The sequence below is a fragment of the Nonomuraea sp. IBHARD001 genome, from assembly GCF_056106265.1.
The window spans coordinates 1,200,939-1,224,637 of sequence record NZ_JBWBBW010000002.1; the positions used below are offsets into that span (position 1 = coordinate 1,200,939).

At 70.2% G+C, this 23,699-nt stretch carries 21 protein-coding genes; 10 read left to right on the forward strand and 11 right to left on the reverse strand.

Going from position 1 to position 23,699, the window contains the following annotated elements; all coding sequences use genetic code 11:
- Positions 1 to 107: 107 nt before the first annotated feature.
- Together ACTWNK_RS07950 and ACTWNK_RS07955 are read right to left on the reverse strand one after the other, a co-directional pair.
- Complete coding sequence (locus tag ACTWNK_RS07950) at positions 108 to 1,853, reverse strand: acetyl/propionyl/methylcrotonyl-CoA carboxylase subunit alpha (protein ID WP_474303205.1); 1,746 nt, start codon at positions 1,851 to 1,853, stop codon at positions 108 to 110.
- A gap of 91 nt (positions 1,854 to 1,944) precedes the next feature.
- Entirely contained in the window at positions 1,945 to 2,679 is a 735-nt protein-coding gene (locus ACTWNK_RS07955) for an SDR family NAD(P)-dependent oxidoreductase (RefSeq protein ID WP_474303206.1), read from the reverse strand.
- A gap of 152 nt (positions 2,680 to 2,831) precedes the next feature.
- Here ACTWNK_RS07955 and ACTWNK_RS07960 point away from each other — a divergent pair, with 152 nt between their 5' ends.
- From ACTWNK_RS07960 to ACTWNK_RS07975, 4 genes are all read left to right on the forward strand, one after another.
- Entirely contained in the window at positions 2,832 to 3,104 is a 273-nt protein-coding gene (locus ACTWNK_RS07960; RefSeq protein WP_474303207.1) for a WXG100 family type VII secretion target, read from the forward strand.
- 196 nt (positions 3,105 to 3,300) lie between these two features.
- A complete protein-coding gene (locus tag ACTWNK_RS07965; protein ID WP_474303208.1) occupies positions 3,301 to 4,437 on the forward strand; it encodes a S8 family serine peptidase in 1,137 nt (378 codons plus the stop codon).
- A 108-nt stretch (positions 4,438 to 4,545) separates the two neighbouring features.
- Positions 4,546 to 6,732 carry a serine/threonine protein kinase gene (locus tag ACTWNK_RS07970; RefSeq protein ID WP_474303209.1) on the forward strand — a complete coding sequence of 729 codons (2,187 nt, stop codon included), beginning with the start codon at positions 4,546 to 4,548 and terminating at the stop codon, positions 6,730 to 6,732.
- A gap of 2,108 nt (positions 6,733 to 8,840) precedes the next feature.
- Complete coding sequence (locus ACTWNK_RS07975) at positions 8,841 to 9,200, forward strand: hypothetical protein (protein ID WP_474303210.1); 360 nt, start codon at positions 8,841 to 8,843, stop codon at positions 9,198 to 9,200.
- Positions 9,201 to 9,689: 489 nt separating this feature from the next.
- Here the strand turns inward: ACTWNK_RS07975 and ACTWNK_RS07980 are convergent, their stop codons facing one another.
- Entirely contained in the window at positions 9,690 to 10,790 is a 1,101-nt protein-coding gene (locus ACTWNK_RS07980) for a transglycosylase SLT domain-containing protein (RefSeq protein ID WP_474303211.1), read from the reverse strand.
- Positions 10,787 to 11,080, reverse strand: coding sequence for a hypothetical protein (locus ACTWNK_RS07985; RefSeq protein WP_474303212.1), 294 nt, complete (start codon positions 11,078 to 11,080; stop codon positions 10,787 to 10,789). Before ACTWNK_RS07985 ends, ACTWNK_RS07980 begins: the two co-directional genes overlap by 4 nt.
- Before the next feature lie 137 nt (positions 11,081 to 11,217).
- On the opposite strand from ACTWNK_RS07985, the gene ACTWNK_RS07990 reads away from it, so the two are divergent.
- On the forward strand, positions 11,218 to 11,586 hold the full coding sequence (locus ACTWNK_RS07990; RefSeq protein WP_474303213.1) for a YbaB/EbfC family nucleoid-associated protein: 369 nt from the start codon (positions 11,218 to 11,220) through the stop codon (positions 11,584 to 11,586).
- Between the two features lie 28 nt (positions 11,587 to 11,614).
- Here the strand turns inward: ACTWNK_RS07990 and eccCa are convergent, their stop codons facing one another.
- Positions 11,615 to 15,592 (reverse strand): type VII secretion protein EccCa, encoded by a 3,978-nt coding sequence (gene eccCa, locus ACTWNK_RS07995; RefSeq protein WP_474303214.1) that lies wholly within the window; start codon positions 15,590 to 15,592, stop codon positions 11,615 to 11,617.
- A gap of 102 nt (positions 15,593 to 15,694) precedes the next feature.
- Between eccCa and eccD the strand changes: the two genes are divergently transcribed.
- On the forward strand, positions 15,695 to 17,128 hold the full coding sequence (eccD, locus tag ACTWNK_RS08000) for a type VII secretion integral membrane protein EccD (RefSeq protein WP_474303215.1): 1,434 nt from the start codon (positions 15,695 to 15,697) through the stop codon (positions 17,126 to 17,128).
- A 6-nt stretch (positions 17,129 to 17,134) separates the two neighbouring features.
- On the opposite strand, the gene ACTWNK_RS08005 is transcribed toward eccD, so the two are convergent.
- From ACTWNK_RS08005 to ACTWNK_RS08020, 4 genes are read right to left on the reverse strand one after another with little or no spacing between them, the layout of a single operon-like run.
- Entirely contained in the window at positions 17,135 to 17,488 is a 354-nt protein-coding gene (locus ACTWNK_RS08005) for a YbaB/EbfC family nucleoid-associated protein (protein WP_474303216.1), read from the reverse strand.
- Between the two features lie 3 nt (positions 17,489 to 17,491).
- Positions 17,492 to 17,836 carry a YbaB/EbfC family nucleoid-associated protein gene (locus ACTWNK_RS08010; RefSeq protein ID WP_474303217.1) on the reverse strand — a complete coding sequence of 115 codons (345 nt, stop codon included), beginning with the start codon at positions 17,834 to 17,836 and terminating at the stop codon, positions 17,492 to 17,494.
- Positions 17,833 to 18,711, reverse strand: coding sequence for a hypothetical protein (locus ACTWNK_RS08015; protein WP_474303218.1), 879 nt, complete (start codon positions 18,709 to 18,711; stop codon positions 17,833 to 17,835). The genes ACTWNK_RS08010 and ACTWNK_RS08015 overlap by 4 nt, the downstream gene beginning before the upstream one ends.
- Before the next feature lie 9 nt (positions 18,712 to 18,720).
- On the reverse strand, positions 18,721 to 19,230 hold the full coding sequence (locus tag ACTWNK_RS08020; protein WP_474303219.1) for a hypothetical protein: 510 nt from the start codon (positions 19,228 to 19,230) through the stop codon (positions 18,721 to 18,723).
- 452 nt (positions 19,231 to 19,682) lie between these two features.
- Between ACTWNK_RS08020 and ACTWNK_RS08025 the strand changes: the two genes are divergently transcribed.
- Entirely contained in the window at positions 19,683 to 20,147 is a 465-nt protein-coding gene (locus ACTWNK_RS08025; protein ID WP_474303220.1) for a YbaB/EbfC family nucleoid-associated protein, read from the forward strand.
- A gap of 10 nt (positions 20,148 to 20,157) precedes the next feature.
- Here the strand turns inward: ACTWNK_RS08025 and ACTWNK_RS08030 are convergent, their stop codons facing one another.
- Positions 20,158 to 20,844 carry a hypothetical protein gene (locus ACTWNK_RS08030; RefSeq protein WP_474303221.1) on the reverse strand — a complete coding sequence of 229 codons (687 nt, stop codon included), beginning with the start codon at positions 20,842 to 20,844 and terminating at the stop codon, positions 20,158 to 20,160.
- Positions 20,845 to 20,853: 9 nt separating this feature from the next.
- Positions 20,854 to 22,143: a hypothetical protein gene (locus ACTWNK_RS08035; RefSeq protein WP_474303222.1), complete on the reverse strand. Its 1,290-nt coding sequence runs from the start codon at positions 22,141 to 22,143 to the stop codon at positions 20,854 to 20,856.
- 346 nt (positions 22,144 to 22,489) lie between these two features.
- On the opposite strand from ACTWNK_RS08035, the gene ACTWNK_RS08040 reads away from it, so the two are divergent.
- From ACTWNK_RS08040 to ACTWNK_RS08050, 3 genes are all read left to right on the forward strand, one after another.
- Complete coding sequence (locus tag ACTWNK_RS08040; protein WP_474303223.1) at positions 22,490 to 22,816, forward strand: WXG100 family type VII secretion target; 327 nt, start codon at positions 22,490 to 22,492, stop codon at positions 22,814 to 22,816.
- A gap of 35 nt (positions 22,817 to 22,851) precedes the next feature.
- Complete coding sequence (locus ACTWNK_RS08045) at positions 22,852 to 23,166, forward strand: WXG100 family type VII secretion target (RefSeq protein WP_474303224.1); 315 nt, start codon at positions 22,852 to 22,854, stop codon at positions 23,164 to 23,166.
- Positions 23,167 to 23,275: 109 nt separating this feature from the next.
- On the forward strand, positions 23,276 to 23,692 hold the full coding sequence (locus ACTWNK_RS08050; RefSeq protein ID WP_474303225.1) for a hypothetical protein: 417 nt from the start codon (positions 23,276 to 23,278) through the stop codon (positions 23,690 to 23,692).
- Positions 23,693 to 23,699 lie beyond the last annotated feature (7 nt).

Genomic DNA, 23,699 nt, shown 5'->3' on the forward strand with positions numbered 1-23,699 from the left:
GTCAGGCCTTCCCGATCCCGGGCGCCCGGCGGCGCCGGGATGCGGGAGGCGCGACCCCGCGGCGCGGTGCCAGACGGTGTGGCCGAGATCACACCCGGCCGCCTCGGTCAGGCGTCCTTGATCTCGCACAGCGTCGCGCCGGAGCTGACCGCCTGGCCGACGACGGCCGTCAGGCCGGTCACCGTGCCCGCCTTGTGCGCGGTCAGCGGCTGCTCCATCTTCATGGCCTCCAGCACCACGACCGTGTCGCCTTCGGCCACCGCGTCGCCGTCGCCGACCAGGACCTTCACGATCGTGCCCTGCATGGGGCTGACCAGGCTGTCGCCGCCGGCCGCCGGCTTCCTGGAGGCGCTCCTGCCACGCTTGGGCGCACTCGCCCCGCCCTGCGGCCCGCGCCGCGCGCCGAACCCGGAGGGCAGGACGACCTCGAGCCGCTTGCCGCCCACCTCGACGGTGATCCGCTCGCGCTCGGCGGGCTCCTCGGCGGGTGCGGCGCCGCCGTACGGGGGGATGGTGTTGTCGAACTCGGTCTCGATCCACCGGGTGTGCACGGTGAACGGCTCGGCGACGAAGGCCGGGTCGGTCACGATCGCGCGGTGGAAGGGCAGCACGGTCGGCATGCCGTCGATCTCGAACTCGGCCAGGGCGCGGCGCGAACGCTCGACGGCCTCGCGGCGCGTGCGGCCGGTGACGATCAGCTTGGCGACCAGCGAGTCGAACGTCTGCGGCACGGTGGTGCCCGCCTCGTAGCCGGAGTCGAGCCTGACGCCGGGGCCGCTCGGCGTGCGCATGGCGGTGATCGTGCCGGGGGCGGGCAGGAAGCCCCTGCCGGGGTCCTCGGCGTTGATCCTGAACTCGATGGAGTGGCCGCGTGCCTCCGGGTCGCCGTATCCGATCGGCTCGCCCTCGGCGATGCGGAACATCTCGCGTACCAGGTCGATGCCCGCGACCTCCTCGGTGACCGGGTGCTCAACCTGGAGCCTGGTGTTGACCTCGAGGAAGGAGATCGTGCCGTCCTGGCCGACCAGGAACTCGCAGGTGCCCGCCCCGACGTACCCGGCCTCTTTCAGGATGGCCTTGGAACTGGTGTACAGCAGGTCGATCTGGGCGTCGTCGAGGAAGGGCGCGGGCGCCTCCTCGACCAGCTTCTGGTGGCGGCGCTGCAACGAGCAGTCGCGGGTGCTGACCACCACGACGTCGCCGTGCGCGTCGGCCAGGCACTGCGTCTCGACGTGGCGGGGCCGGTCCAGGTAGCGCTCGACGAAGCACTCGCCCCTGCCGAAGGAGGTCACCGCCTCCCTGACCGCCGATTCGTACAGGTCCGGGATCTCCTCCAGCGTGCGGGCCACCTTGAGGCCGCGCCCGCCGCCCCCGTATGCGGCCTTGATCGCGATGGGCAGGCCGTGCTCGGCGGCGAACGCGACGACCTCGTCGGCGCCGGACACCGGGTCCTTCGTCCCGGCGACCAGGGGCGCGCCCACCTTCTGTGCGATGTGCCTGGCCTGCACCTTGTCGCCGAGCGCCGAGATCGCAGACGGCGGCGGGCCGATCCAGGTCAGCCCGGCGTCGATGACGGCCTGGGCGAAGGCGGCGTTCTCGGCGAGGAAGCCGTAGCCGGGATGCACGGCGTCGGCGCCGGTCTCGGCGGCGATGCGCAGCAGCTTGCCGATGTCGAGGTAGGTCTCGGCGGGCGAACTGCCGCCCAGCGCGTGCGCCTCGTCGGCGACCCTGGCGTGCAGGGCGTCCAGGTCCTGGTCGGAGTACACGGCGACACTGGCCAGGCCGGCGTCCTGACAGGCGCGTGCGACCCGCACGGCGATCTCACCGCGATTGGCGATCAGAACCTTGCGCACCGGCGTCGTCCCCTTCGTTCGTGCGGGCTGGCGAACCTCTCACGGAGTGTACGACTCGCCGATCGGCGCGTCCGTGCGGGCCCGGGACCTTCTACCTTCCCAAATAGGCGCCGCCGTTGACATGCACGACCTGTCCGGTGATGTGGCGCGCGCCGGGAGAGGCGAGGAAGGCGACGGTGTCGGCGACGTCGGCGGGTGTGCCGGGCCTGCCGTTGCGGGTGCCCTCGACGCGCCGCCTGATGCCCTCCTCGGTCAGCCTGCCCCTGAAGAACTCGGTGTCGACGACCAGGCCGGGCGAGACGACATTGGCCGTGATGCCGCGCGGGCCGAGTTCGGCGGCCAGGTCGCCGGTCCACGACTCCACCGCGGCCTTGGCGGCGCCGTAGGAGCCCGAGCCCGTGCCGCGCGCGGCGATGGAGCCGATCGTGACGACGCGGGCGCCGTCGCTCAGCCGGGGCAGCAGCGCGGAGGTGACCAGGACGGCCGACATCAGATTGGCGTTGAGGTTGGCCCACCAGGCCTCGGCGACGTCCATGAGGTCGCCCGGGTCCTGGCCCCTGTCCAGATTGGTGTTGCCCCCGGCATTGTTGACCAGGACGTCCACCGTGGCGGGCAGCCTGCCGAGCGCGTCGTTCACCGCGACGGGGCTGGCCGCGTTGAAGCTCACGCACCGCACGCGCGGGCCGATGCTGAGCCGCTCGGCGGCGGCCTTCAGGACGTGCTCCCTGCGGCCGGTGATGGTGACGCTGTCGCCCAGGGACAGGAAGGCCGCCGCGATCGCGTAGCCGATGCCGGTGCCGCCGCCGGTGACCACTACCTCGCGCATGCCGCTCCTTCGGGTCCATGAAGTTCTCCGAGCGAAGGTAGCCGTTCATAGCCGCTCGGCATAACGCCCTTGTCCTGGCGGATCGGACGCCTAAGGTGAGGTCGCTTGCTCGCACGATGCTTCAAGACGACCTTCGCTTCAAGAGGAGACGCATGAGCCAGAACCTGCTCGGTGGCAATCCCGCGGAGATGCAGCAGATGGCCACCCAGTTCACCCAGCAGGCCGACCAGGTGCGCACGACGATGGCCGCCCTCGACCGTGAGGCCGCCAAGGTCGGCACCGCGTGGACCGGCCCCGGCGCCGAGCGCTTCAACGGCGCCTGGCAGAACTATCGGGCCGCCTTCCAGCGCATGGCCGAGGAACTGCAGGAGGCGTCCCGCGTCATCAACACCTACCGGGGCAATATCGAGTCGGCCACCCGCTGACCTGATCGACCGGCTTCGCGCCCCTCCGCGCTAGCGGCTGGGGCGCTTCGTCGTGCCCTGGGATCGTGGGTTTCTGGTGGGATATGTCGGTGTTGATGCCGACAAGCTAGGCTTCCCGGTCATGATCGGTCGGGGTTTCGCCCCAGGCGTTCTGACGCGGGGCATCCGTCGGGGGACGGGGAGAGGGACTCGTCGGGTGACGGGTGCGCTGGTCGCCGCCGCGCTGGTGGCGGGCACGACGGCATTCGCCGCACCACAGGCCGCCTTTTCGGCCGCCGCCTGCCACCGGCCCGAGAGTCTGGCCGTCGCCGAGCCGTGGGCGCAGCGGCGGCTCGACGCCAAGCGGGTGTGGCACCTGACGACCGGCAAGGGCGTCACGGTCGCGGTCGTCGACAGCGGTGTGGACTGGAAGCACCCCCAGCTGCGGGTGGCCCAGCATGCCGACCTCACCCACCAGGGGCTGAAGCCGTGCCTGGGACACGGCACGGCCGTCGCGGGCATCATCGCGGCCAGGCCGACCAAGGGCGTGCTGTTCGTCGGCGTGGCGCCCGACGTCAAGCTGATCTCCATCAAGCAGAGCCACGACCGCATCGGCGACGTGCTGCTGCTGGCCGAAGGCATCAGGAAGGCCGCCGATCTCGGGGCCGACGTGATCAACGTCTCACTCCAGGCGAGCGACGTGCCGCAGCTGAAGTCGGCCGTGGAGTACGCCAGGGCCAAGGACGTGGTCGTCGTGGCCGCCGCCGGGAACCTCAAGGAGGACGAGAAGCCGGTGCCCGCCTACCCGGCCGCCTACGAAGGCGTGCTGTCGGTGGGCTCGGCGCTCAGCGACGGCAGCCTCGCGCCCTCATCGAACTACCTCACGCCCGTCGCCGTCATGGGGCCGGGCAAGGACATCACGAGCACCTGGATCGGCGGGACCTTCCAGTCGGACCTGGAGGGCACCAGCTTCGCCACGCCGTACGTGGTCGGGGTGGTGGCCCTGGTCCGCGCCCGCTTCCCGCACCTGCGCGAGGACGCGGTACGGCGGCGCGTCGCCCAGACCGCCGACGGGCAGCTCGGCACCGGCACCGGGGCCGGAATGGTCAATCCGCTGGCCGCGGTGACCGCGATCCTGCCGGGGGAGTCGGCCAATCCCGCGCTCGCGCCGCCCAGGCCGGAGCCGCTGCCGCCCGAGGCGATCAGCAAGGCGCCTCCCGTGGACGAGCGGGCGCTGACCATCGGGCTCTCGGTCGGCGGCGGGGCGCTGGCCCTCGCGCTGATCGTGCTGACCGTGCGGGTGGTCATGCCGATGGGCAGGCGCAGGGGCTGGCGGGCCGGACCGGCGAACTGACGACAACTTGACGGTGAATTGTCGATCAACCGCTGAAACCCCTGATGCGTATGGGACGAATTTGGTTGAATGGCACCTGGATCATGACTTGGCGCTGGAAGGATTGTTATGGGGGAATTAAGCCCCTTGGGGCCGGGGGAGCCCGAGCAGATCGGCGACTACGCCGTACTCGGGCGGCTGGGCGCGGGACCGCGCGGCGCGATCTATCTCGGACGGACCGCCGATGACGCGGACGCCCGCGTCATCAAGCTGCTGCCCGCCGCGCCCGACGCGAGCCCCGAGGTCAGGGACGAAGTCGTCGAGTGGCTGCTGGCTGCTGGAAACGTTTCGAGTTCGTTCGTGGCGCGCACGCTGGAGGCAGGCTGGCACGGGGACCAGCCCTACCTCGTACGCGAACACGTCGAGGGCCGCACGCTCTTCGACGTCGTCAACCAGGACGGCCCGCTGTCGGGGGTCGCACTCGAACGCGTCGCCGTCGGAGTACTCACCGGGCTCACCGCGATCCACCTCGCGGGCATCCCGCACCGGGGCCTGACCCCGACCAACGTCCTCATCGGCCCCGACGGGCCGCGCATCACCGACGCGGGCGTGGGCGAGCCCGCGGGCGCCGTCGCCTTCCGGGCACCCGAAATCCTGAACGGCCTGCAGTACGGCCCCTACGCCGACGTCTTCGCCTGGGCCGCCACCGTCGTGTTCGCCGCGACCGGCACGCCGCCGTTCGGCAACGACGCGAGCGCCGTCCTGCACGCCGAACCCGTGCTGGGCGAGCTGTCGCATCCGCTGCACCGCGTGGTCTCGGCCGCGCTCGCCAAGGATCCCGCGGGCCGCCCCACCACCTACACGGCGATGCTGCAGGTGCTCGGCGGCAAGAACGTCGACAGGCTGGTCGCCGGTGCGGGCAAGGCCATCACGGCCGGACCCCTCGCGGCCGAGACGGCGGCACTCGCCGACCTGTCGGGCGCCGTCGCCGACGTCGACGAGCCGCTCGAAGGGGTCACGCTGGCGCCGGAGGCCGGGCCCGTCGACCAGTACGACGACGCGCACGAAGGGCAGATCCTGCCGCCGCAGCCCAAGGGCGAGACCTGGGCCGCGCCCGGCATGCCCGAGCAGCAGTCCTGGACGCCGCTCACCGCGACCGTGCAGCCGGCCTCGCCCAAGCGCAAGTTCCCCATCGGCCTGGCCGCGGCCGTCGCCACCGTCGCGCTCATGTCGGGCGCCGGACTGTGGGGCGCCAGCCAGTACGCGGGCGACGAGAGCGCCTTCACCCCCGCCGCGGCCGAACAGGCCGCCGCTGACAAGGCCAAGTCGGGCGCCGACCAGACGGGCGGCCAGACCGGAGGCGGCGACGGCGGCGGTGGTTCCGTGATCGGCGCCACCCAGCAGCCGCAGCCCGAGGTCACCGTGCCGTGGGCGCTCAAGACCAACCCGTCCGACGACGTCGGCGTGCGCCCGCTCGACCTGGAGCCCGAGGCGTGGGCGTCCAACGGCCCCAAGGAGCCCGAGGTCATCCCGGTGCCGACCCCCCAGGGCACGGTCACCGTCGCCCCTGTCGTCGTGCCCACCGCCCAGCCGCCCACCACGCTCGCGACCCCCACGGTCACGGCCAAGGGCAAGGCCAAGCACGACCCGGCCCCGACCGCGAGCCCGACCCAGCCGAACGTCTCGCCCTCGCCGGCGGCCACGGTGACGGTGACGGCCTCGCCTTCGGGCTACCCGTCGCCGTCCGGCTCGCCGACGGCCTCGCCCGGTCCGACCACGACGGCTCAGCCGAGCCCCACGGTCACCGTGGCCCCGTCGCCCACCCACGCGCCCGCGACCGTCACGCCGGCTCCCGTCGCGCCGGTGCCTTCGGCCACGCCCAAGCCGGTCACGAGTGTGAAGCAGCCGACCAAGCCGCCGGTCAAGCAGTCGATCACGCCGCAGCCGCCGAAGCCGGAGGAGCCCAAGCCCGTCCCGCCGCCGCCCGCCGAGAAGCCCAACCCGTACACGCCCGCGAGCGTCTGCGGTCCCGGCTTCGGGCTGCAGCGCTCGATGCCGTACAGCGGGGGCACGCTCTACCAGCTCTACAACGCCTCGACCGGCCAGAACTGCGCGACCGCCATCAAGTCGACCGACGTCGGCAAGGCCACGCAGACCAGCATCACGCTGGAGGTGCAGGGCGGCGCCTCGGTCAGTGACAGCGGCGCCTTCGAGTACTTCGCGGGCCCCGTCAAGGTCCACGGCAAGGGCAAGTGCGTGAAGATCTCCGGCGGTGGCGCCACCCAGGCCACCACCCCCTGGGGCTTCTGCGGCTGAGGCCGCCTGAAAGGACCACCATGAAAGAGCCCCGCCCCGCCCCCCTCCGCCGCACCCTGACGGAGGTCGTCACCTCGGACGGCCCCCTCACCGGGCAGGCATTGGAACGGCTGGCGGTGCAGCTGCTGGGCGCACTGAACGCTCTGCATCTGGCGGGGCTCTTTCATGGTGGAGTTTGTCCTGGGTGTGTGGTGGTGGGGGCGGACGGGGTTGAGCTTGTCGAGGCCGGGCGGAGTGGGGGCGAGGCGGCTGGGGCCGGGGCGGTCGGGGTGGTGGATGTCGCGTATTTGGCGCCTGAGCAGCGGATGGGGCTGCGCCATGGGCCTTCGGCTGATGTGTTCGGGTGGGCGGGGTGTGTGGTGTTTGCGGGGACTGGGCGGGGGGCTGGGGATGTAGGGGACGAGCTTGTGGGTGGGCTTGTGGGGGTTGGTGAGGCGTTGAGGCGGGTGGTGGCGGCGGGGTTGGCTGAGGAGGCTGGGGGGCGGCCTACGGCTTCCATGGGGTTGTTGCAGTTGCGTGGGGGGTTGGGGCGGGAGGAGTCGGTGGGTGAGGTTGGTGCGGTGGGTGAGGTTGATTCGGTGGATGCGGGGGGTTCTGGGGGGTTGGTGGGAGCGCTTCCTTCGGGTGGAGTGGTTGTGGGGCCTTTTGTGGGGGCGGCGCCGTTGGGTGGGGCGGTTCCCGGCGAGCCTGGCGGTGGGGGTTCGGAGGGGGAGGCGCCTTCGGCCTCGCCTTTGGGGGAGCCGGGGGTGCCTGAGGGGGAGCCGGGGGGAGGGGAGTCGTCTGGGGGTGAGGCTTCTGAGGGGGGTGGGGCGTCTGGGGTGAGATTGTCTGCGCCTGGTGTGTCTGGTACGTCTGGTACGTCTGTTTCTGAGGCTTCTGTGTCTGCGTCTGGCGCGACGTTCGAGCCGGATGCCGCGTTCGAGCTTGCTGCCACGTTCGAGCCTGCTCCGGGGTCCTTGCCCGCCGCGGCGTCCGCGTCTGCGACGACGCCTGCGCCTGCGACGACGTCCGTGCCTGCCGCGACGTCCGCGTCTGCTCCGGCGTCTTTGCCCGGTTCGAGGCCCCTGCCTGCGACGACGTCTGCGCCTTCTGTCGCGTCCGCGCCTGATGTGACGTCCGTGTCTGCTGCCACGTCGGGCTCGGCGCTTACGCCTTCGGTGGGGGAGGGCTTGGCGTCTGGGGTGCCTGGGGTGGGGGTCTCGGCATCGGCGTCCGAGGGGGTGGCTGCGGGGGAGCTTGTGGAAGGGGAGGTGTTCGTCTCGGGGGTGGCCGGCTCTGAGCCTTCTGCCGCTTCCGGTGCCGGTGCCGATGTGGCTGAGGACATGGGTGGGTCTTCCGTCGTGCCTGGCGAGGGTGACGTCTCGGGATCGGGTGGGCGGGGTGACGGGGTGCCGGGGAACCTCGGTGCGGGGATGCTTGCCGTAGAGGAAGGTGGGGGGTCGGTGTGGGGGGTGCCGCCGATGCCTCAGGGGCGGGCGGCGGGTGGGGCGGCTGCGGAGCAGGCGCCTGTACGGCGGGCGCGGCGTGTTCCGGTGGGTTTGGTGGGGGCGGTCGCGGTGGTGGTGGCGATGGGCGGCCTGGGTGTGTGGGGTGTCACGCAGTACTCAGGTGACCACCTACGCCCGGCCGCAGCCGAACAGGCCGTGGAGCTACCGCCCCAGTCCCTGCAGCCCGCGATCGCCCTCCCACCGCCGCCCGACGAGCCGATGCCGTCGGACGCGCCGGAGAACGCCGTAGGACCGATCGACCTCCACTCGGACGCCCCCACACCCGACGTGCCCGAAGTGGTACCTCCGCCCCAGCCCCTCCCCACCCAGCCCATCGTCCAGCCCCACACCGTCGCGCCCCCACCCAAGCCCACCAAGAAGCCCACCCCCAAGGCCACGAAGGCCTCCAAGACCCCCAAGCCCACAAAGCCCACAAAGAAGCCCACCAAGCCCGCACAACCCCCCAAATCCAAGACCACCCAACCCCCAACCCCCAAGCCACCCACGCCCAAACCTCCCACCACCAAGCCGGCGACTCCCCAGCCGGCCCCGAAGCCCACGACCGCACCCCCGAAGCCCCCCACCCCGAAGCCCACGCCCAAACCGACCACCGCACCCCCGGTGGCCCCGCCGCCTCCACCACCCCCGGCCCAGCGCAGCAACCCCTACACCCCCGTACAGGTGTGCGGCTCCGGCTTCTACGTCCAGCGGTCGAGCGGCTTCACCGGCGGCACCGTGTACCAGCTCTACAACAGCTCCACCGGCCAGAACTGCGCCGTCGCCATGAAGACGTCGGACGTGGGCAAGGCCACCCAGGTACGCGTCACCCTGGAGGTCCAGAACGGCGGCTCAGCAGCCGACAGCGGCTCCTTCGAGTACTACGCCGGCCCGGCCAAGGCCTACGGCAAGGGCAAATGCGTACGCGTCTCAGGCGGCAGCAACACAGGCAGCACAAGCCTGCCCTGGGGCAACTGCGGTTGAGTATCGACCGCTTCAAACGGCGGCGACCATCACAAGTCCCCACAGGGCTCTCCCACGTGGGCCACTCGCCCCATGTGAGCGCCTTGGGTAGCGACAGCGGAAGAGGTAGCGGCAGTTCGCCCTGGGCGGGCAGCATGAGCCTGCCCAGAGGCAACTGTGGTCAGGCGTCACGGGCCTTCAACAGCGCCACCTCCGAGAAACCCCCCGCGAGTCCCGTTGTGCGCTCTCTGTGAGCTTCTGTGAGCCTTCGGAGCCTCTCCCGGCTTCGACAACCGCGCCCTTGCGTACGCATCCCGGGCAGCTGCGCGGGATGCGTACGCATCTGCCTCAGGGCAGCTGCGACTGCGCGTCACACGCCTTCAACCGCACCGACACCACGAGCCCCCACGAGTCCCCGGCGGCTCTCTAGGGAGCATCTCCCGACGCCGACCACCACGCGCGCCCCCTCAAGCGCGCACTCACTAGCCCACGACCCACGACCGCCCCCGCTCAATACCCCCGATACCCGCTCCCCGTCCGCAGCCCCACGATCCCGGGTACGTTCGACACCGACCCGTACCGGTCGATGGCATACCGGACCCCGGCGATGATGTTGTCCACCGGGTTGTAGATGTTCTTGTGGCCTTCGGCTGCCCAGCGGTCGAACGTCGGGTCGATTGTCTGCATCAACCCCTTGGACGGAATCCCGGCAGCCGCGTTGGAGTCCCAGTTGTTGATGGCGTGGGGGTTGCCGCCTGACTCGTGCTGGATGATGGTGGCGATGTCGCCGGGGTTCATCTTCTCGACGGGGTAGCCCATGGCCTTCAGGGCCTCGATGGCCTCGTCGATCCAGGCCTTGACCTGTGCGGTGGGCGCGGCGGCGCCGGCCGACGGCGGTGGGCCGCTGGAGCCGTATCCGCCCGAACCGCCGTCGCCGCTTCCGGAGCCGCCCCCGGAGCCGTTGCCGCCTCCACCCCCGCCACCTCCGCCGTCGCCCTTGTAGCCGGCCGTGCGCTGCCAGTCGATCGTGCGCTTGCCGTCGGGGGTGAAGGGCTGGTCGCCGGCGGCGGTGATCGGCAGGAACGAGGCGGGACGTTCGTCCATGTACCTCTTGATGGCGGTGTTCGCGGTGACGACGGCGTCGTCGGCGGTCTTGAGGTGGCCCTGTACGTCGGTCACGGCCTGCTTGACCCAGGGCGTGATGACCTTGGCCACCTCCTCAGGCTTCTGGGAGGGATTGGCCTTCGTATGGGTGTTGACGTCGAGGATGAGCTTCCCGGACACGCTGTTGATCTTCGACTGGGCGGACTCCAGAGCCTCGGCGAGCAGGGTGAGGGAGTTGGCCGCGTCGATCAGGGCGTCGTGCATGGCGTCGCCCGCCTTGCCGTACTTGAGCATGTACTCGTCGAAGGCCTGGGCCGAGGCGCCCTGCCAGGCGTCGTCGACGCGGCCGACGGCCCTGCCGAGACTGCCGGTGTGCTCGTCGAAGCTGCCCGCGGTGGCACGCCAGCGTGCGGCGACGGCGCGCACTGCCTTGGGGTCGCACACGATCTTGGCGATCTCGGCGTGGAGCGTGGCCGTGTCGGGGACGAGGGACAGCGGGTCGGTCATCGGACCCCCGAGGCGGCGTTGGCGTTCTTGACGTTCGTCTGAACCTGGTCGAGTGCGCGTTCGACGCCGACGAGCAGGCTGCCCACCCGGCCTGCCTCCTCGTCGACGATCTTCTCGACGGCGTTGACCTGGGCCGCGAGCGTGGAGGCGGTGGGCAGGTTGCCGAAAACCGCGGCATTGGTCGCGGCGGCCGGATAGCTCTCGGCCACCGAGTTGAACTTGCCGCTGAGTGTCAGGGTCAGCGATCGGCACTCGTCGAGCGCCTTGTAGTGGATGTCCATACCGGTCATCGGCGCTCCCCTTTGCCCCGCCACTGGTCGTGAGATCCCAGCCAACGCCGAAGATCCTACTCGCATGCGATCTTATGGCGATAAGTCCGGAGAGTCGCTAAGGTCCAAGTTTTCAGATCGGACTTGCGGAGATGAGCATGAGTGATGACCTCACCAGGGCCATCCAGGGGCTGACCGAGGACTACAACCGCCAGGTCGCCAGGTTGAGCGAGATCGCGGGACAGGCGGGAGAGGTGACGGCGACCAGCAGCTCGGCCGACGGCCTCGTCTCCGTGACGGCCGGACCCCATGGCCGGATCCTGGACATCAAACTGGACCCGCGTACGTACAGAAAACTGAACACCGCCGAACTCGCCGAGACCCTCCTGCGTCAGATCGACGAGGCGAACACGAAGGCGGCCGAGGAGGCGAGGCGGCTGCTGTCCCCGCTCCTGCCACCGGGGATCTCCTACGAGGACCTGGTCGACCCCACGACACCCACCCCCTACCCCTCCGACCCCAGATGAGGCCCCGGCGGGGGAGGGGGCGGCGGCGTCACTCCTCGGGAGGCGTCTGGAAGGCCGTCTGGCTGAGCCGCGCGCCGAACTTCCTGTCCACGTAGTACCCACGGCCGGGCGGCAGCGGATGCGCCCGGACATTGCCGAACAGGAAGCCCTCGTCCTTGGACCCGGACAGGATGACGGCGGGACTGGCCAGGTCCTTCATCCGCTGCAGGATCGGGTCGAACATGGCACGCCCGAGACCGCCCATGGCCCGCGACATCACCAGGTGCAGTCCGATGTCGCGGGCGACGGGCAGCAGTTCGGCCAGCGGGAGCAGCGGATTGGACGAGCCCGAGACCAGGTCGTAGTCGTCGACCACGATGTAAAGGTCGGACCCCTGCCACCAGTCGCGGGCCCGCAGCTGCTCGGGCGTCAGGTCGGCGGGCGGCAGCCGTTTGAGCAGGGCGCTGCGCGCGTCGCCGATCAGCCCGGCCGCCGCCGCGCTGGAGGCGGCATAGCCGATGCGGTTGTCGCTGACCGCCGTGTCCAGCAGCGACCTGCGGTAGTCGATCACGATCAGCATCGCCTCACGCGGCGTGTACCTGGCGACCAGGCCCTCGGAGATGACCTTGAGCAGGTTCGACTTCCCGCTTTCGGTGTCGCCGACCACGATGAAGTGCGGATCGACGTCGAAGTCGAGCAGCACCGGGCTGAGTGTCGCCTCGTCGATGCCGATCGCGATGCGCTTGCCCGTCTCGTCCGGCCCGGGAAGCGTCGCGGCGGGCAGCACCGAGGGCAGCAGCCGTACTCTCTTGGCCGGAAGTCCGGTCCACGCGTCCCTGACCGCCTGGACGAGCGCCTTGGCGCCCGCCGGAAGGTCCTGGGCGCTCTGCACGCCGTCGATGCGCGGCAGCGCGGACAGGAAGTGCATACCGTCCTTGGTCAGCCCACGGCCGGGCACACCTTCGGGTACGGCGAGCGACTGCTTGCGGTTGATCTCCGACTCGTAGGCGTCGCCGAGCTTCAGTTCGACCCTGGTGCCGAACAGGTCGCGGATGCCGGGCCTGAACTCCGACCACTTGTTGGTCGCGGCCACGACGTGGATGCCGTAGCCGAGGCCGCGCGCCGCCAGGTCGGTGATGACCGCCTCCAGCGCCTCGAAGTCCTGCCTGATCGTCAGCCAGCCGTCGACGACGAGGAAGACGTCCCCCCAGCCGTCGCCCTCGATCGACTGGTCGGCCAGGGCGCGGCGATAGGCGTTGATCGACTCGATGCCCTGCTCGGCGAACTCGCGCTCACGCTGTTGCAGCAGTCCGGCCAGTTCGGCCACCGTGCGCCTGACCCGGTCGCCGTCCAGCCGGGAGGCGACGCCGCCGACGTGCGGGAGGCTCTCCACGGCGGCGAGCGAGCCGCCGCCGAAGTCGAGACAGTAGAACTGCACCTCGCGCGGGGTGTGGGTGAGCGCCATGCTGGTGATCAGCGTGCGCAGGACCGTGCTCTTGCCGCTCTGCGTGCCGCCCGCGACGCCGACATGGCCCGCCGCGGCCGACAGGTCCAGCCAGAACGGGTCGCGCCGCTGCTCGAACGGCTTGTCGATGATCCCGATGACCGCGTTCAGACTGCCCCTCCCGCTCCAGCCGGGCGTGGACAGGCCGTACTCGGGCGTGATGGACAGCTGCGGCAGCAGGTGGGCGAGGGTGGGCGGCTCGACCAGCGGGGGCAGCCAGATGCGGTGCGCGGCCGGGCCCTTGCCCTCCAGCTGTCTGACGACGACGTCGAGCAGGCTGATCTGAGGCGTCTTGCTGTCCTCGTCGGCAGGCCGTTCGGGCTCGTGCACGACGGGCACGGGGGCGTAGACGGGGCTGTACTCGACCACCTGCGCCGAGACGGGCTTGCCGTCGACGATCGGGGCGGAGCGCAGGTCCGGCAGGTAGGGGCCCGACACGTAGGCGGCCTTGAAGCGGGTCATCGCGGTCGTGTCGAACTTCAGGTACCCGTTGCCCGGCGAGGACGGCAGCTCGTAGGCGTCGGCCACGCCGAGCACCACCCGGCTCTCCATCGCCGAGAACGTCCGCAGACCGATCCGGTACGACAGATGGGTGTCGAGCCCGCGCAGCCGGCCCTCCTCGAGCCGCTGCGAGGCCAGCAGCAGGTGCACGCCGAGCGAACGCCCGAGCCTGCCGATCATCACGAACAGCTCGATGAACTCCGGCTTGGCCGTGAGCAGCTCGCTGAACTCGTCCAGCACCACGAACAGCGTCGGCATCGGCGCGAGGGCCGCCCCCTGCTCCCTGGCCCGCTCGTAGTCGCGCAGCGAGGCGTAGTTGCCCGCCGAGCGCAGCAGCTCCTGACGCCTGACCATCTCGCCGTGCAGGGCGTCGTGCATACGGTCGACCAGGGGGAGCTCGTCCTCCAGGTTCGTGATGACCGCCGAGACGTGCGAGAGCGTGTCGAGGCCGAGGAAGGTCGCGCCGCCCTTGAAGTCGACCAGGACGAAGTTCAGAATCTCGGAGGAGTGGGTGAGGGCGAGGCCGAGCACCAGCGTGCGCAGCAGCTCGCTCTTGCCCGAGCCGGTCGCGCCGATCACCAGGCCGTGCGGTCCCATGCCGCCCTGCGCCGACTCCTTGATGTCGAGCTCGACCATACGGCCGTCGGCGCCCAGGCCGATCGGCACCCTGAGCCTGTTGCGCCCGGCGCGTGGCCGCCAGGTCTCGCCCGTGTCGATCCGGCCCGCGTCGCCGACGCCGAGCAGGTCGGTGAGCGAGGTGTTGACGTTCAGCAGGTCCTGCACCTCGCCGTCGCTGGCGGCCGTGGAGGCCCGCAGCGGTGCGAGCTGCCTGGCCAGCCCTTCGGTGCGCAGGAAGTCGAGCCGGTCGGGATCGCCGAGCCGCGTCTCGCTCTGCTTGCCCGCGTGGTCGAGCTTGATCATGTAGAAGCCGTCGGGCTGGACGTCCAGCCGCAGCGTGCCCTGCTCCTCGACCGCGCCCGCCGACCCCGACAGGTCGATGACGGTCACCCCGCTGATGGCGTCCCCGCCGAGCTGCGAGTCCGAAGGCACCCGCCCGCCGTCAATGATCAACACGTGGTACGGCAGCGCGTCGCCCGAGCCGCCGGGCCTGAAGCGCGCCCGTTCCTTGAGGTCGGCCCCCACGAGCCTGTCCAGGTCGCCGAGGTTCTCGGCCATGAGCCGCACCGGGCCCGCCGCGTCGACCTCGTCGGGATGCAGGGCGTGCGGGAGCCACTTGACCCAGTCCCACTGGGCCATCCACTCCTTGCCGGCGCACACCATGATCCGCATGTCGTCCGGCGAGTGGAACACCACCAGTTGCGCGACCATCGCCCGGATCAGGTCGCGTACGGCCGCGGGGTCGCCGGTGACATTGATCCTGGCGAACGAGCTCAGTGCGACGGCGACCGGCAGTTCGGCCACCGTCGAGTGCGCCCTGACGAACCTGCGCAGCGCCCCCGCCGACAGTGCGTCCAGGTCCTCGACCGGCTTGGTGTCCGGCGGGATGAGCTGGATGGCCAGCTTCTGCACACCGGTGCCGAGCCTGGCGGTGCCGAAGTCCTCGTCGCGCGGGCGACGCTCCCACAACCTCGGGCCGAGCGCGATCCACCACAGCGACTCGGGCGGCGGGCCGCCCCACTCCAGCGCCTCGCGCTGCTGGCGCGCGGTCGTGCGTACTTTTCTGCGGACCTGTGACAGGTAGCGGAAGTAGTCGCGGCGCAGGCCGTTGAGCCGGGACTTGCGCTCGCCCGCCTGCCTGCCCATCTGGCCGAGCGTCATGCCGACCATGGAGATGGCGAACATGCCGCTCGCGACGTACATGATGGGATTGCTGTTGCCGCCCGCGGTGAACATCAGGCCCATGGCTGCGGCCCCCGCCACCATCGGCAGGTAGGTCAGCACGGCCTGCATGCCCTGCGCCTGGACCTCTGGAATCTCGGGTGGAGACTCCAGCAGGATCTCGCCGCGTGGCGGTTTCGGACTGGGTCGGCGCTCGGGGCGCCTGACGATCACGATGCTCACTCGGTGAGGCCCCCTCCGGATCGCTTGCAGGGATCTTCATACCAGAAGTCGTTTTCCGGATATGTTCGACATCATGTGTTACGCGGGGGAAGGGAGTGTTCTGTGAGGTCGTTGGCCCCCCAGGAACGATTGCCGCAGGGCGCGCTCACGCAGGTCGCGGCGCCGTTGCCCGCCCTGTGTCACATCACGATCGTCGGACCGAAACGCCGGGCCGATCTCGCGCTGCCCGCCGACCTTCCGCTCCCGCACGTCCTGCCCGGACTGCTGCGCGCGCTCGGCGAGATCGGCGGCGACGCGTCCGGGGCGCCGGGCTGGACGTTGCAGCGGATCGCGGGGGCGCCGCTCGACATCGGCCAGAGCCTCGGGGCGCTCGGCGTGCTCGACGGCGAGGTGCTCTACCTCAGGCCCGCGACCTCCACGATGCCGCCCGCGCTCTTCGACGACGTGGCCGACGTGGTCGCGACGGGCGTGGAGTCGGGCCCGGCCAAGTGGGAATCGCGTCATACCCGGCTGCTCGGCATCGGCGTGGGCGTGGGGCTGCTCACGGCGGGCGCGCTCGTCCTGCCGATGGCCGGGCCGCCGTGGATCGTACCGGCCGTCATCGCGGGGGTCTTCGCCGTTCTGCTCGTCGCGGCGGGTGCGATTCTCAGCAGGGCCGTCGGCGACTCCTCGGGCGGCGCCCTGGTCGGCTACGCGGCGCTGCCGTACGCCTTTCTCGCGGGGTTGCTCGCGCCCGCCGGGGCGGCGGGGCTGACGCTGACGCCGCCGCAGTTGCTCGCGGCCTTCGCCTGGACCGCGCTCATCGCCACCGTGGGCGGCACCACGATCGCCGACGGGGTGCCCGGGTTCCTCGGGGTGGCGGTGTTCTCGGTGATCGCCGCGGTCGTCTCGGCACTGGTCATGATCTTCGACGTGTCGGCCGTCGGCGCCGCCGCCGTCGCCTCGGCGGTCATGGTCGGGTTGAGCGCGCTCATCCCGACGCTGTCGTTCAAGCTGGCCAGGGTGCCGCTTCCGGCGATGCCGACCACGGCCGAGGAGCTGCGCGCCGACAACCAGCGGGTCGACAGCGAGGCCATCCTGCGCCGTACCGGCCAGGCCCAGCGCTACGCCACCGGCATGGTCGCGGCCATCTCGCTCGTGGCGCTCGGCGGACAGGCCCTGCTCGCCTTCGACAGCGGCTGGATCGCCAAGGTCATGTCCGGCGTGCTCGCCCTGGTGCTGGTGCTCAAGATCCGCGTGTTCCACGGCCTCGGGCAGCGGCTCTGGCTGGCGATCTCCGGCTGCGCCGGGCTGGCGCTGCTGGCGGTGTCGCTCGGCTCGGCGGGCAGCAGGGTCTCGGTGATCGCCGTGGTGATCGGCCTGCTGTGGGTGGCGATGATCCCGGCGGGCATCGGGCTGTGGCTGCCCAACGGCAAGCCTTCGCCGTTCTGGGGCCGCGCCGGGGACATCGTCGAGGTGATCCTCATCGCCGTGCTCTTCCCGCTGGCACTCGGCGTCCTCGAGGTCTACACCTGGGTACGCGGCCTGTCGGGGTAGACGTTTTCAGTCGGCGTAGCCCGATCGGCGTTCGAAGTCGTCCTGCGACTCGGCGAACAGCCGCCCGGCGTGGCCGTCCGACAGTCCCGTCATCAACTCGTGCTTGGCCCGCGAGGCCGCCTCCTGCGCGGCGTGCACGGCCTGCACGATCGCCTCGCCCATCGTCACCCCGTTGAGCCTGCGGCGGCTCAGCGGATGGATGTCCAGGCGCAGAGGCGCGCCCACGGCGTTGACCGTGGCCACCACCCGGCCCTCGTCGGCGCTTCCCGTGAACTCGCGCACACTCCACGCCTCGGCGGCCTCCCGCCTTTCGGCCTCCGAGCGGTCGAGGCTGTCGAGCAGCTTCTCAAGCTCCTTCATCCTTCAGCGCTCCCCTAGAACTCTGGCGATGTGCTCGGCCAGTGGATCGTGCGTCGGCGCCGCCCCCGAGGGCTCGCCCAGGACCTCGCTCAGCCGCTCCATCGTGGCCGCCTGCGCCAGGTCGATCGTGTCGAGCACGGCCTGGGCCAGCTCTTTCTCGTCCAGGTCGCGCATGGCGGCGGGCGAGAGGACCACCTCGCGCAGCCTGCCGCCGCCGGAGAGCACGACCCTGACCCGGCCGTCGGGCGAGAGCGTCTCCACCTTGCCCTCGTTGAGTGCGGCCAGGGCGCTGCCGAGCGCGCCGACCAGGCTCTGGAAGTCGCGCATCATGCCGTTGACGTCGCTCATGGCTGTGCCACCGCCGGCTGGGCCACCGGTGTTGTTCTGGGCTTCCACGAGTCGCTCTGCCCGATGGTGTCGGTGACCGCGCCCGGCATGCCGAGCTGACGGGCGCCGAGCGCCGGGTCGCCCGAGGTGTAGAAGGTGGCGAGCAGTTCGTTCAGCTGCATCTCCAGCTGGTTCAGGGTGCCCGCGTGCCCGTCGAAGACGTTGAGGAAGTCCTTGAGGTTCTTCAGCAGCAGGCCGAGCAGGCCGACCACGACGGTGATGAGCGTGATGCGTCCCGCCGGGGTCGAGGCGAAACCGAGCAGTACGGTGATCACGCCGCCCGCGCCCATGTGCGCGTTGACCAGGTCGATGTCGTAGGTCCTGACATCGACGCCCTGGCTGTGCATCGACTTGCTCATGTCCTCCATGATCGAGCCGAGCTGGCTGAACAGGCCGTTGAGGTTGAATCGCACATGGCCCTGCAGCAGGACCACGGCGTCGCCCTCCCAGTTGGGCTGGATGTCGTCGAAGAAGGAACGCCAGATGTCGACCCTTCCGCCTTCGAGGGTGCCCGTCATGTCCTGCCAGGTGTCGCGGCGGCTGTAGTACATCCACGGGTTGCCGAGATTGGCGACCGCCATCGCCTCGATGGCCAGCCCGGCGGCGCCCAGGCCCGACAACGCGATCCCGGTCCTGATGGGATGCCTGGCGGTGGAGACGCGCAGGACGAGCTTCCTGAACACTCCCGGATCGGGCGGGGGCGGCGCGACCTTGGGCGTGGTGATCGAGGAGGCGGGCCTGACGCCGTTCGTCGCCACGCCGGTGGGCGCGGTCTTCCAGTTGGTGGAGCCTTGGCCCTTGGCGGGCCAGGAGCCGGCGTTGTTCGGTGTCGACATGTTCGGCTCCTAGCCTCCGGTCCGAGGATTGCCGCCCGTGGCAGGCGAGGGCGTCGGCGTGGCGGTCAGGGCCGCGCCCGCCTGGGTCGCCTGGGCGTCGGCCGTCTGGTAGTTCTGCGCGTTGCGCATGATCTTCTGGCCGTCGGTGCTCGTGATGTCGACCAGGATCTTCGCGCAGTCGGTCCACCGGGTGCTGATGGTGTTGTACCGATCGGCGGTGAAGGTCGCGATGATCGGCATTCCGGCCAGCGGCCAGTAGTTCGACCCCTCGAACCTCGGGACCACCTGGACGAGCCCGCCGACCGTGCCGCTGGTCCTGCTGAGCGTCTCGGAGAACGTCCGCAGATGGCCGGTGGCGACCGCGTAGCCGTTGCCGGTGTTCGCATGGGGGGGTGGCGTCGCCGTACCGGGGGCCGGGGGGGTCGGGGTCTTCGGTGCGGCGGTCGTGGGGGTGGAGGACGGGCGCGGGCCGCAGGGGGCCGTGGGGCAGGGGGGTGAGTGGGGGCAGGGGCTGAGCATGGAGGGCGGTGGGGTGGTGGGGACCGCGGTGGGGGTGGTGCTCGGGCTGGTGCTCGGCGTGGGGGTGGCGCTGGGGGATGGGGTGGTGGTTGGGGTTGGAGTCGGGGATGGGCTTGGGGTCGCGGTCGGAGTCGGAGTTGGGCTTGGGGTCGGTGTTTCGGTGGGGGTCGGTGTCGCAGTGGGGGTGGGGGTCGAGGTGGGGGTAGGGGTGCTGGAGGTGGTTGGGGTGGGGGTGGGGGTTGCTGTGGGGGATTCGTTGCTGTTGGGGGAGTTGGACATGGGATCTCCCTATCACTGAGATCATCACGCTTTCCAGGCACCCAACGGCGTTTGCCCTGGTAGAGGGTGATGTTCACAAGCCCTTCGACGACCGGCCACCCCAAGATCGGAATGGGTTCACGGATTGCGAAGAATCCGGCTGTACGGCTAGCTTTCTGAGCGAAAGATCGCCTATGCGTGGGGAAGGCCTGCTGATGACGGAGTTCGGGGACTTCGCCAACATCGACATCGACAAGCTGATGGCCACGGCCGAAGCACAGTTCGGCCAGATGGAAGAGATCCAGAAGCGGATGGGCGACCTCGTCGGCCAGGCCGAGGACGAGGAGCAGTTCGTCGCGGCCGAGTTCACCGGCACGGGTCTGAGCGAGCTCTACATCCACCCCAAGGCGATGCGGCTGAGCTCGACCGAGCTGGCCGACAAGGTCAAGGAAACGGTCCGGGCGGCGGCCCAGGACCTCCAGGACCAGAGCAACGCGCTGATGAACGAGCTGTTCGGCGAGGAGAACAACCCGCTGAAGATGCTCAACGACCCCGACGCCGCGCTGAGCCAGGTCAAGGAGGCGGAGGCGGCCTACAACCGTACGTTCGACGACGTCATGGGCGAACTCGACCGCATCCGCCGCCGCCTCGACCTCTGAGCGACGCGGATCAGGCGGTCTTGGCGGGCGTGGTCAGCGAGATCCGCGTGAAGTCGGGCTTGCCGCCTTGGGGCTCGTCGACCTGCTTGTTGATGTCGAAGAGCTGGTCGACCGTGTACCCCTCGGCCACGACGACGATCGCGGCGATGGCGGCGACGACGAACTTCATGGAGCCGAGCACGGCTATGGTCGCCTTGGCGATGAGGGCGACGACACCGGTGGCCGCGATCTGCGTCGGACCGGCCGAGATGGGATTGCTCCTGCCGATGTGGACGGCGACGGCGGTCATGATGAGCGCGGCGGCGATGGCCCCGCACACCACAGCGCCGATCTTGCCCAGCGTCGCGTACTGGTTGTAGGAGTCGGCGCACGACTCGTTCACCAGCGCGCTCTTCTTCAGCTCGGCCTCGTACGCGGTCAGGTCGGCCTTGCAGGCCTCGGCGTCGTTGGCGCTCCAGTTGCTGGGCGGCGCCGCCTTCTTGGCCTTGTCGATGATCTCGGCGAGGTTCCTCAGCTCGCCCGACGAGGACTTGAACGCCGTGGCGATCTCGTCGACCTGCGTGGGGCTCATCGTGAAGGCGACCATGCTGCCGGGGATCGCCGCGTGGAACACGGTGACCGGAGGCCCGATCTGGCCGAGTGCGATCGCGGACGCCAAGGTGGAGGCGACATAGGCGATCTGGTACTGGTCTGCCATGGGGTTCCCCTACGTCGGTCCTACGGTGTTGTTCTTCTCGGCCTCGCGCCAGGTGGCGGCGTTGTCGTTCAGCCGCTTGGTCCACGCGTCGAGCAGTTTCTGGCCCGAGGCCATGTACTGCGTGGAGGTGTTGACGTGGGTGCTGTGCTGGAGCTGGAGCGGGATGCCGACGATGCCGAAGTCCAGCATGGAACTGGTGTTGTTCTCCATCTTCGCCATCGCCTGGTTCATCGTCGGGGCGCCGTCCTTGACGATCAGCCTGGCGACGGTGTCCATGGCGGCCGGGTCTGCGGCCTTGGTCTTGTTCTCGGCCGGTGGGGCGGGCTGGCCGGTCGTGCCGGTGCTCTTGCCCGTGCCTCCGCCGCCGGTCGGGGCGCCGCCTCCGCCCGATGGGGAGCCGCCCCCGCCCGAGGGCATGCCGCCTCCGCCGCCTGACGGGACCTTGGGCGTTTCGGGCTCCTTGCCCTTGTCGTCCTCGCCCGGTTTGGGAGTCTCCGTGCCGGGGGTCTCGGGGCTGGGGGTCTCGGGCTCGGGGATCTCGGGTACGGCCGGGTCTTCGGGCTTGCCGTCCTCGCCTGGCTTGTCGTCCTCGCCCGGTTTGGCGGGGTCGTCCGGCTTGGTGGGGTCGTCCGGGTCGGTCGTATCGGTGGGCGGCTTCGTGGGGTCGTCGGGTGTGCCCGGGTCCTGGGGCGTACCGGGAGTTTCCGGGGCGCCGGGGTCGGCGGGAGCGTCGCCGGGGGCTTCGCCCTCGACCTCCTCCGGATCGGCCGTCCCCGGGGCGCTCTCGTCGTCGAGGTCCGGGGGCTCGCCGTAGTGCCAGGTGTCGTCGCCCCCGTACGGGTTGCCGCCGTCGTCGTCCGTCGAGCCGTTCCCGCCCGTGCCGTCGCCGTCGCCGGTCTGTCCGGTCGATCCCGTCGATCCGGCGTCGCGCGGGGTCTTGTCGTCGATGTCGTGCAGGCCTTCGAGCTGGCCCGAGGCGTTGCGGGAGTCGGGGGCCGGTGGTTCGCCGCCTCCCGACGACGGGTCCTGGGCCTCGCTCCCGGACGTCTCGTGCGGCACGGCCGTCTGGGTGTCCTGGGCGGGGCCCGCCGTCTCGGGTGCGCCCGCGGCGTCGGTGGGGGAGTCGTCGGCGGGGGCCTGCGGATCGACATAGGTCGGGCCGGCGACCGTACCTGACGTGTTGCCGACCAGGTCGGCCTCGGTCGCGGCGCCTCCGGGCGCGCCGGGGCCGGCCGCGCCTCCCGTGGGAGAGGCCGCGCCCCAGTTCAGAAGTACGTCGATGCTCGGTCGATCGACCACGCTCGGCTCCCATTCCCCGATAGAACCCAAGTGATCGTCGACCCTACTCGATACGCCAGAACTCCGTATAGAACGGGAGAAAGTGTTATGTTCCGTCTCAGGAGTCACACGGCCAACAACGCCACACGGGGTGGTATGGGCTTCACCTGGCCGTTTACGGGATTGTCTAGAAAACGTTATCTGCCCGCAATGTAGATACATGTTATCTATGTGACTTCTGATGACTAGCATGCCGAATGATGATGATCGCGGGGATCGTCGAGACCGGCCGGGGGCACGAAGTCGTGACCGTCGACTCGACACGCCCCGTGACAGGTGATCATGCCGAGCGTCACGGAGGTGGCACATGTCCGAGCTCTTTGGGGCAAGCGCGTCGAAGATCAACGAAGCGGCGGTCAAGGTCGTCGACAGCGCGCAGTACGTGGAAGGTCTGAGGGTCTCCATCGAGACCACCGCCAACGGTCTGCTCAGCACCGGCTGGCTCGGCCCGGCCGCGACGATGTTCCGCCGTGCCATGCAGGTCTGGGACCAGTCGATGCGCGACGTACGCACCGACCTGGAAGGCATCGCCGACACGATGGGCGTCAACGCCGTCGTCTACAACGCCAACGACCAGGACGTCCAGCAGGCCGTCGGCGCCCTTGAGTCCCTGCTCAACGTCAAGGTCGGCTAGAGCAGACCCAGCCAGCAACGAAGGGGAGTACGTCCGTGTCCACGGAACTGGATTTCACCAAAGTCAACTTCGGCCAGATGCAGATGGCTCAGGCCGACATCGTCAAGGTCGTCAGTCTCCTCGAAGAGGAGCTCCAGAAGCTGATGACGGGGCTGCAGACCACGCTCGCCGCCAACTGGGAGGGCGAGGGCGGCGCCCGCGAGTTCTTCGACCAGCACCAGGCCAAGTGGAACGCCGAGGCGCAGGAGATGCGCGGTCAGCTCGACGAGATCCAGAAGGCCATCCAGATCGCGGCCGAGAACTACCGCGCGACGGAGAACCGCAACATGTCGATGTGGTACAACGGCTGATCGTTTTGCCGGATGTCACGAGCCCTCGGTCATCGCAAGCGATGGCCGAGTTCTGCTCGTTCGCGGCGGCTTCGCCGTACCGGAGTAGAGGGTGTCGGGGAGGACTGCAATGACCAGCCGTGATGCGATGTACGGGGAGCGCGACGCGCTGACGCTGCCGGACTGGCCGGGTCTCGACCCGAAGCAGGAGCTGACGTTCAACGTCGCCAGGATGCGCGCGATCGCCGACGAGCTGGAGCGCGCGCTCAAGCCGCTCATGGAGCAGGGCGCGGGGTCGCTGGCGCACCTGAAGGACAACGCGCTGCTCAGCGAGGACAAGTTCGGCGGATGGCCGGCGGCGAGGGACTTCGCCAAGTCGGTCGGGTTCAAGCCGGACCCGGGGGGCCTCGTCGACCAGGAGAGCAACGGCAACGCGCTCGCCTCGGTGTATCTGCATGTGGTCGACAGCTGGCTGAACACCATCAGGGCGCTCAGGCAGCACGCGACCAACTATGAGATGGGTGAGACCGCCAGCGGGGCCCGCTAGGGCGGCT

What these genes read in the sequence shown, in the direction of transcription:
- ACTWNK_RS07955 (WP_474303206.1), bottom strand. Translation starts at nt 2,679, where the DNA reads ATGCGCGAGGTAGTGGTCACCGGCGGCGGCACCGGCATCGGCTACGCG.
- ACTWNK_RS07960 (WP_474303207.1), top strand. Translation starts at nt 2,832, where the DNA reads ATGAGCCAGAACCTGCTCGGTGGCAATCCCGCGGAGATGCAGCAGATG.
- ACTWNK_RS07970 (WP_474303209.1), top strand. Translation starts at nt 4,546, where the DNA reads ATGGGGGAATTAAGCCCCTTGGGGCCGGGGGAGCCCGAGCAGATCGGC.
- ACTWNK_RS07980 (WP_474303211.1), bottom strand. Translation starts at nt 10,790, where the DNA reads ATGACCGACCCGCTGTCCCTCGTCCCCGACACGGCCACGCTCCACGCC.
- ACTWNK_RS07985 (WP_474303212.1), bottom strand. Translation starts at nt 11,080, where the DNA reads ATGACCGGTATGGACATCCACTACAAGGCGCTCGACGAGTGCCGATCG.
- ACTWNK_RS07990 (WP_474303213.1), top strand. Translation starts at nt 11,218, where the DNA reads ATGAGTGATGACCTCACCAGGGCCATCCAGGGGCTGACCGAGGACTAC.
- ACTWNK_RS08005 (WP_474303216.1), bottom strand. Translation starts at nt 17,488, where the DNA reads ATGAAGGAGCTTGAGAAGCTGCTCGACAGCCTCGACCGCTCGGAGGCC.
- ACTWNK_RS08010 (WP_474303217.1), bottom strand. Translation starts at nt 17,836, where the DNA reads ATGAGCGACGTCAACGGCATGATGCGCGACTTCCAGAGCCTGGTCGGC.
- ACTWNK_RS08015 (WP_474303218.1), bottom strand. Translation starts at nt 18,711, where the DNA reads ATGTCGACACCGAACAACGCCGGCTCCTGGCCCGCCAAGGGCCAAGGC.
- ACTWNK_RS08020 (WP_474303219.1), bottom strand. Translation starts at nt 19,230, where the DNA reads ATGCTCAGCCCCTGCCCCCACTCACCCCCCTGCCCCACGGCCCCCTGC.
- ACTWNK_RS08025 (WP_474303220.1), top strand. Translation starts at nt 19,683, where the DNA reads ATGCGTGGGGAAGGCCTGCTGATGACGGAGTTCGGGGACTTCGCCAAC.
- ACTWNK_RS08030 (WP_474303221.1), bottom strand. Translation starts at nt 20,844, where the DNA reads ATGGCAGACCAGTACCAGATCGCCTATGTCGCCTCCACCTTGGCGTCC.
- ACTWNK_RS08040 (WP_474303223.1), top strand. Translation starts at nt 22,490, where the DNA reads ATGTCCGAGCTCTTTGGGGCAAGCGCGTCGAAGATCAACGAAGCGGCG.
- ACTWNK_RS08050 (WP_474303225.1), top strand. Translation starts at nt 23,276, where the DNA reads ATGACCAGCCGTGATGCGATGTACGGGGAGCGCGACGCGCTGACGCTG.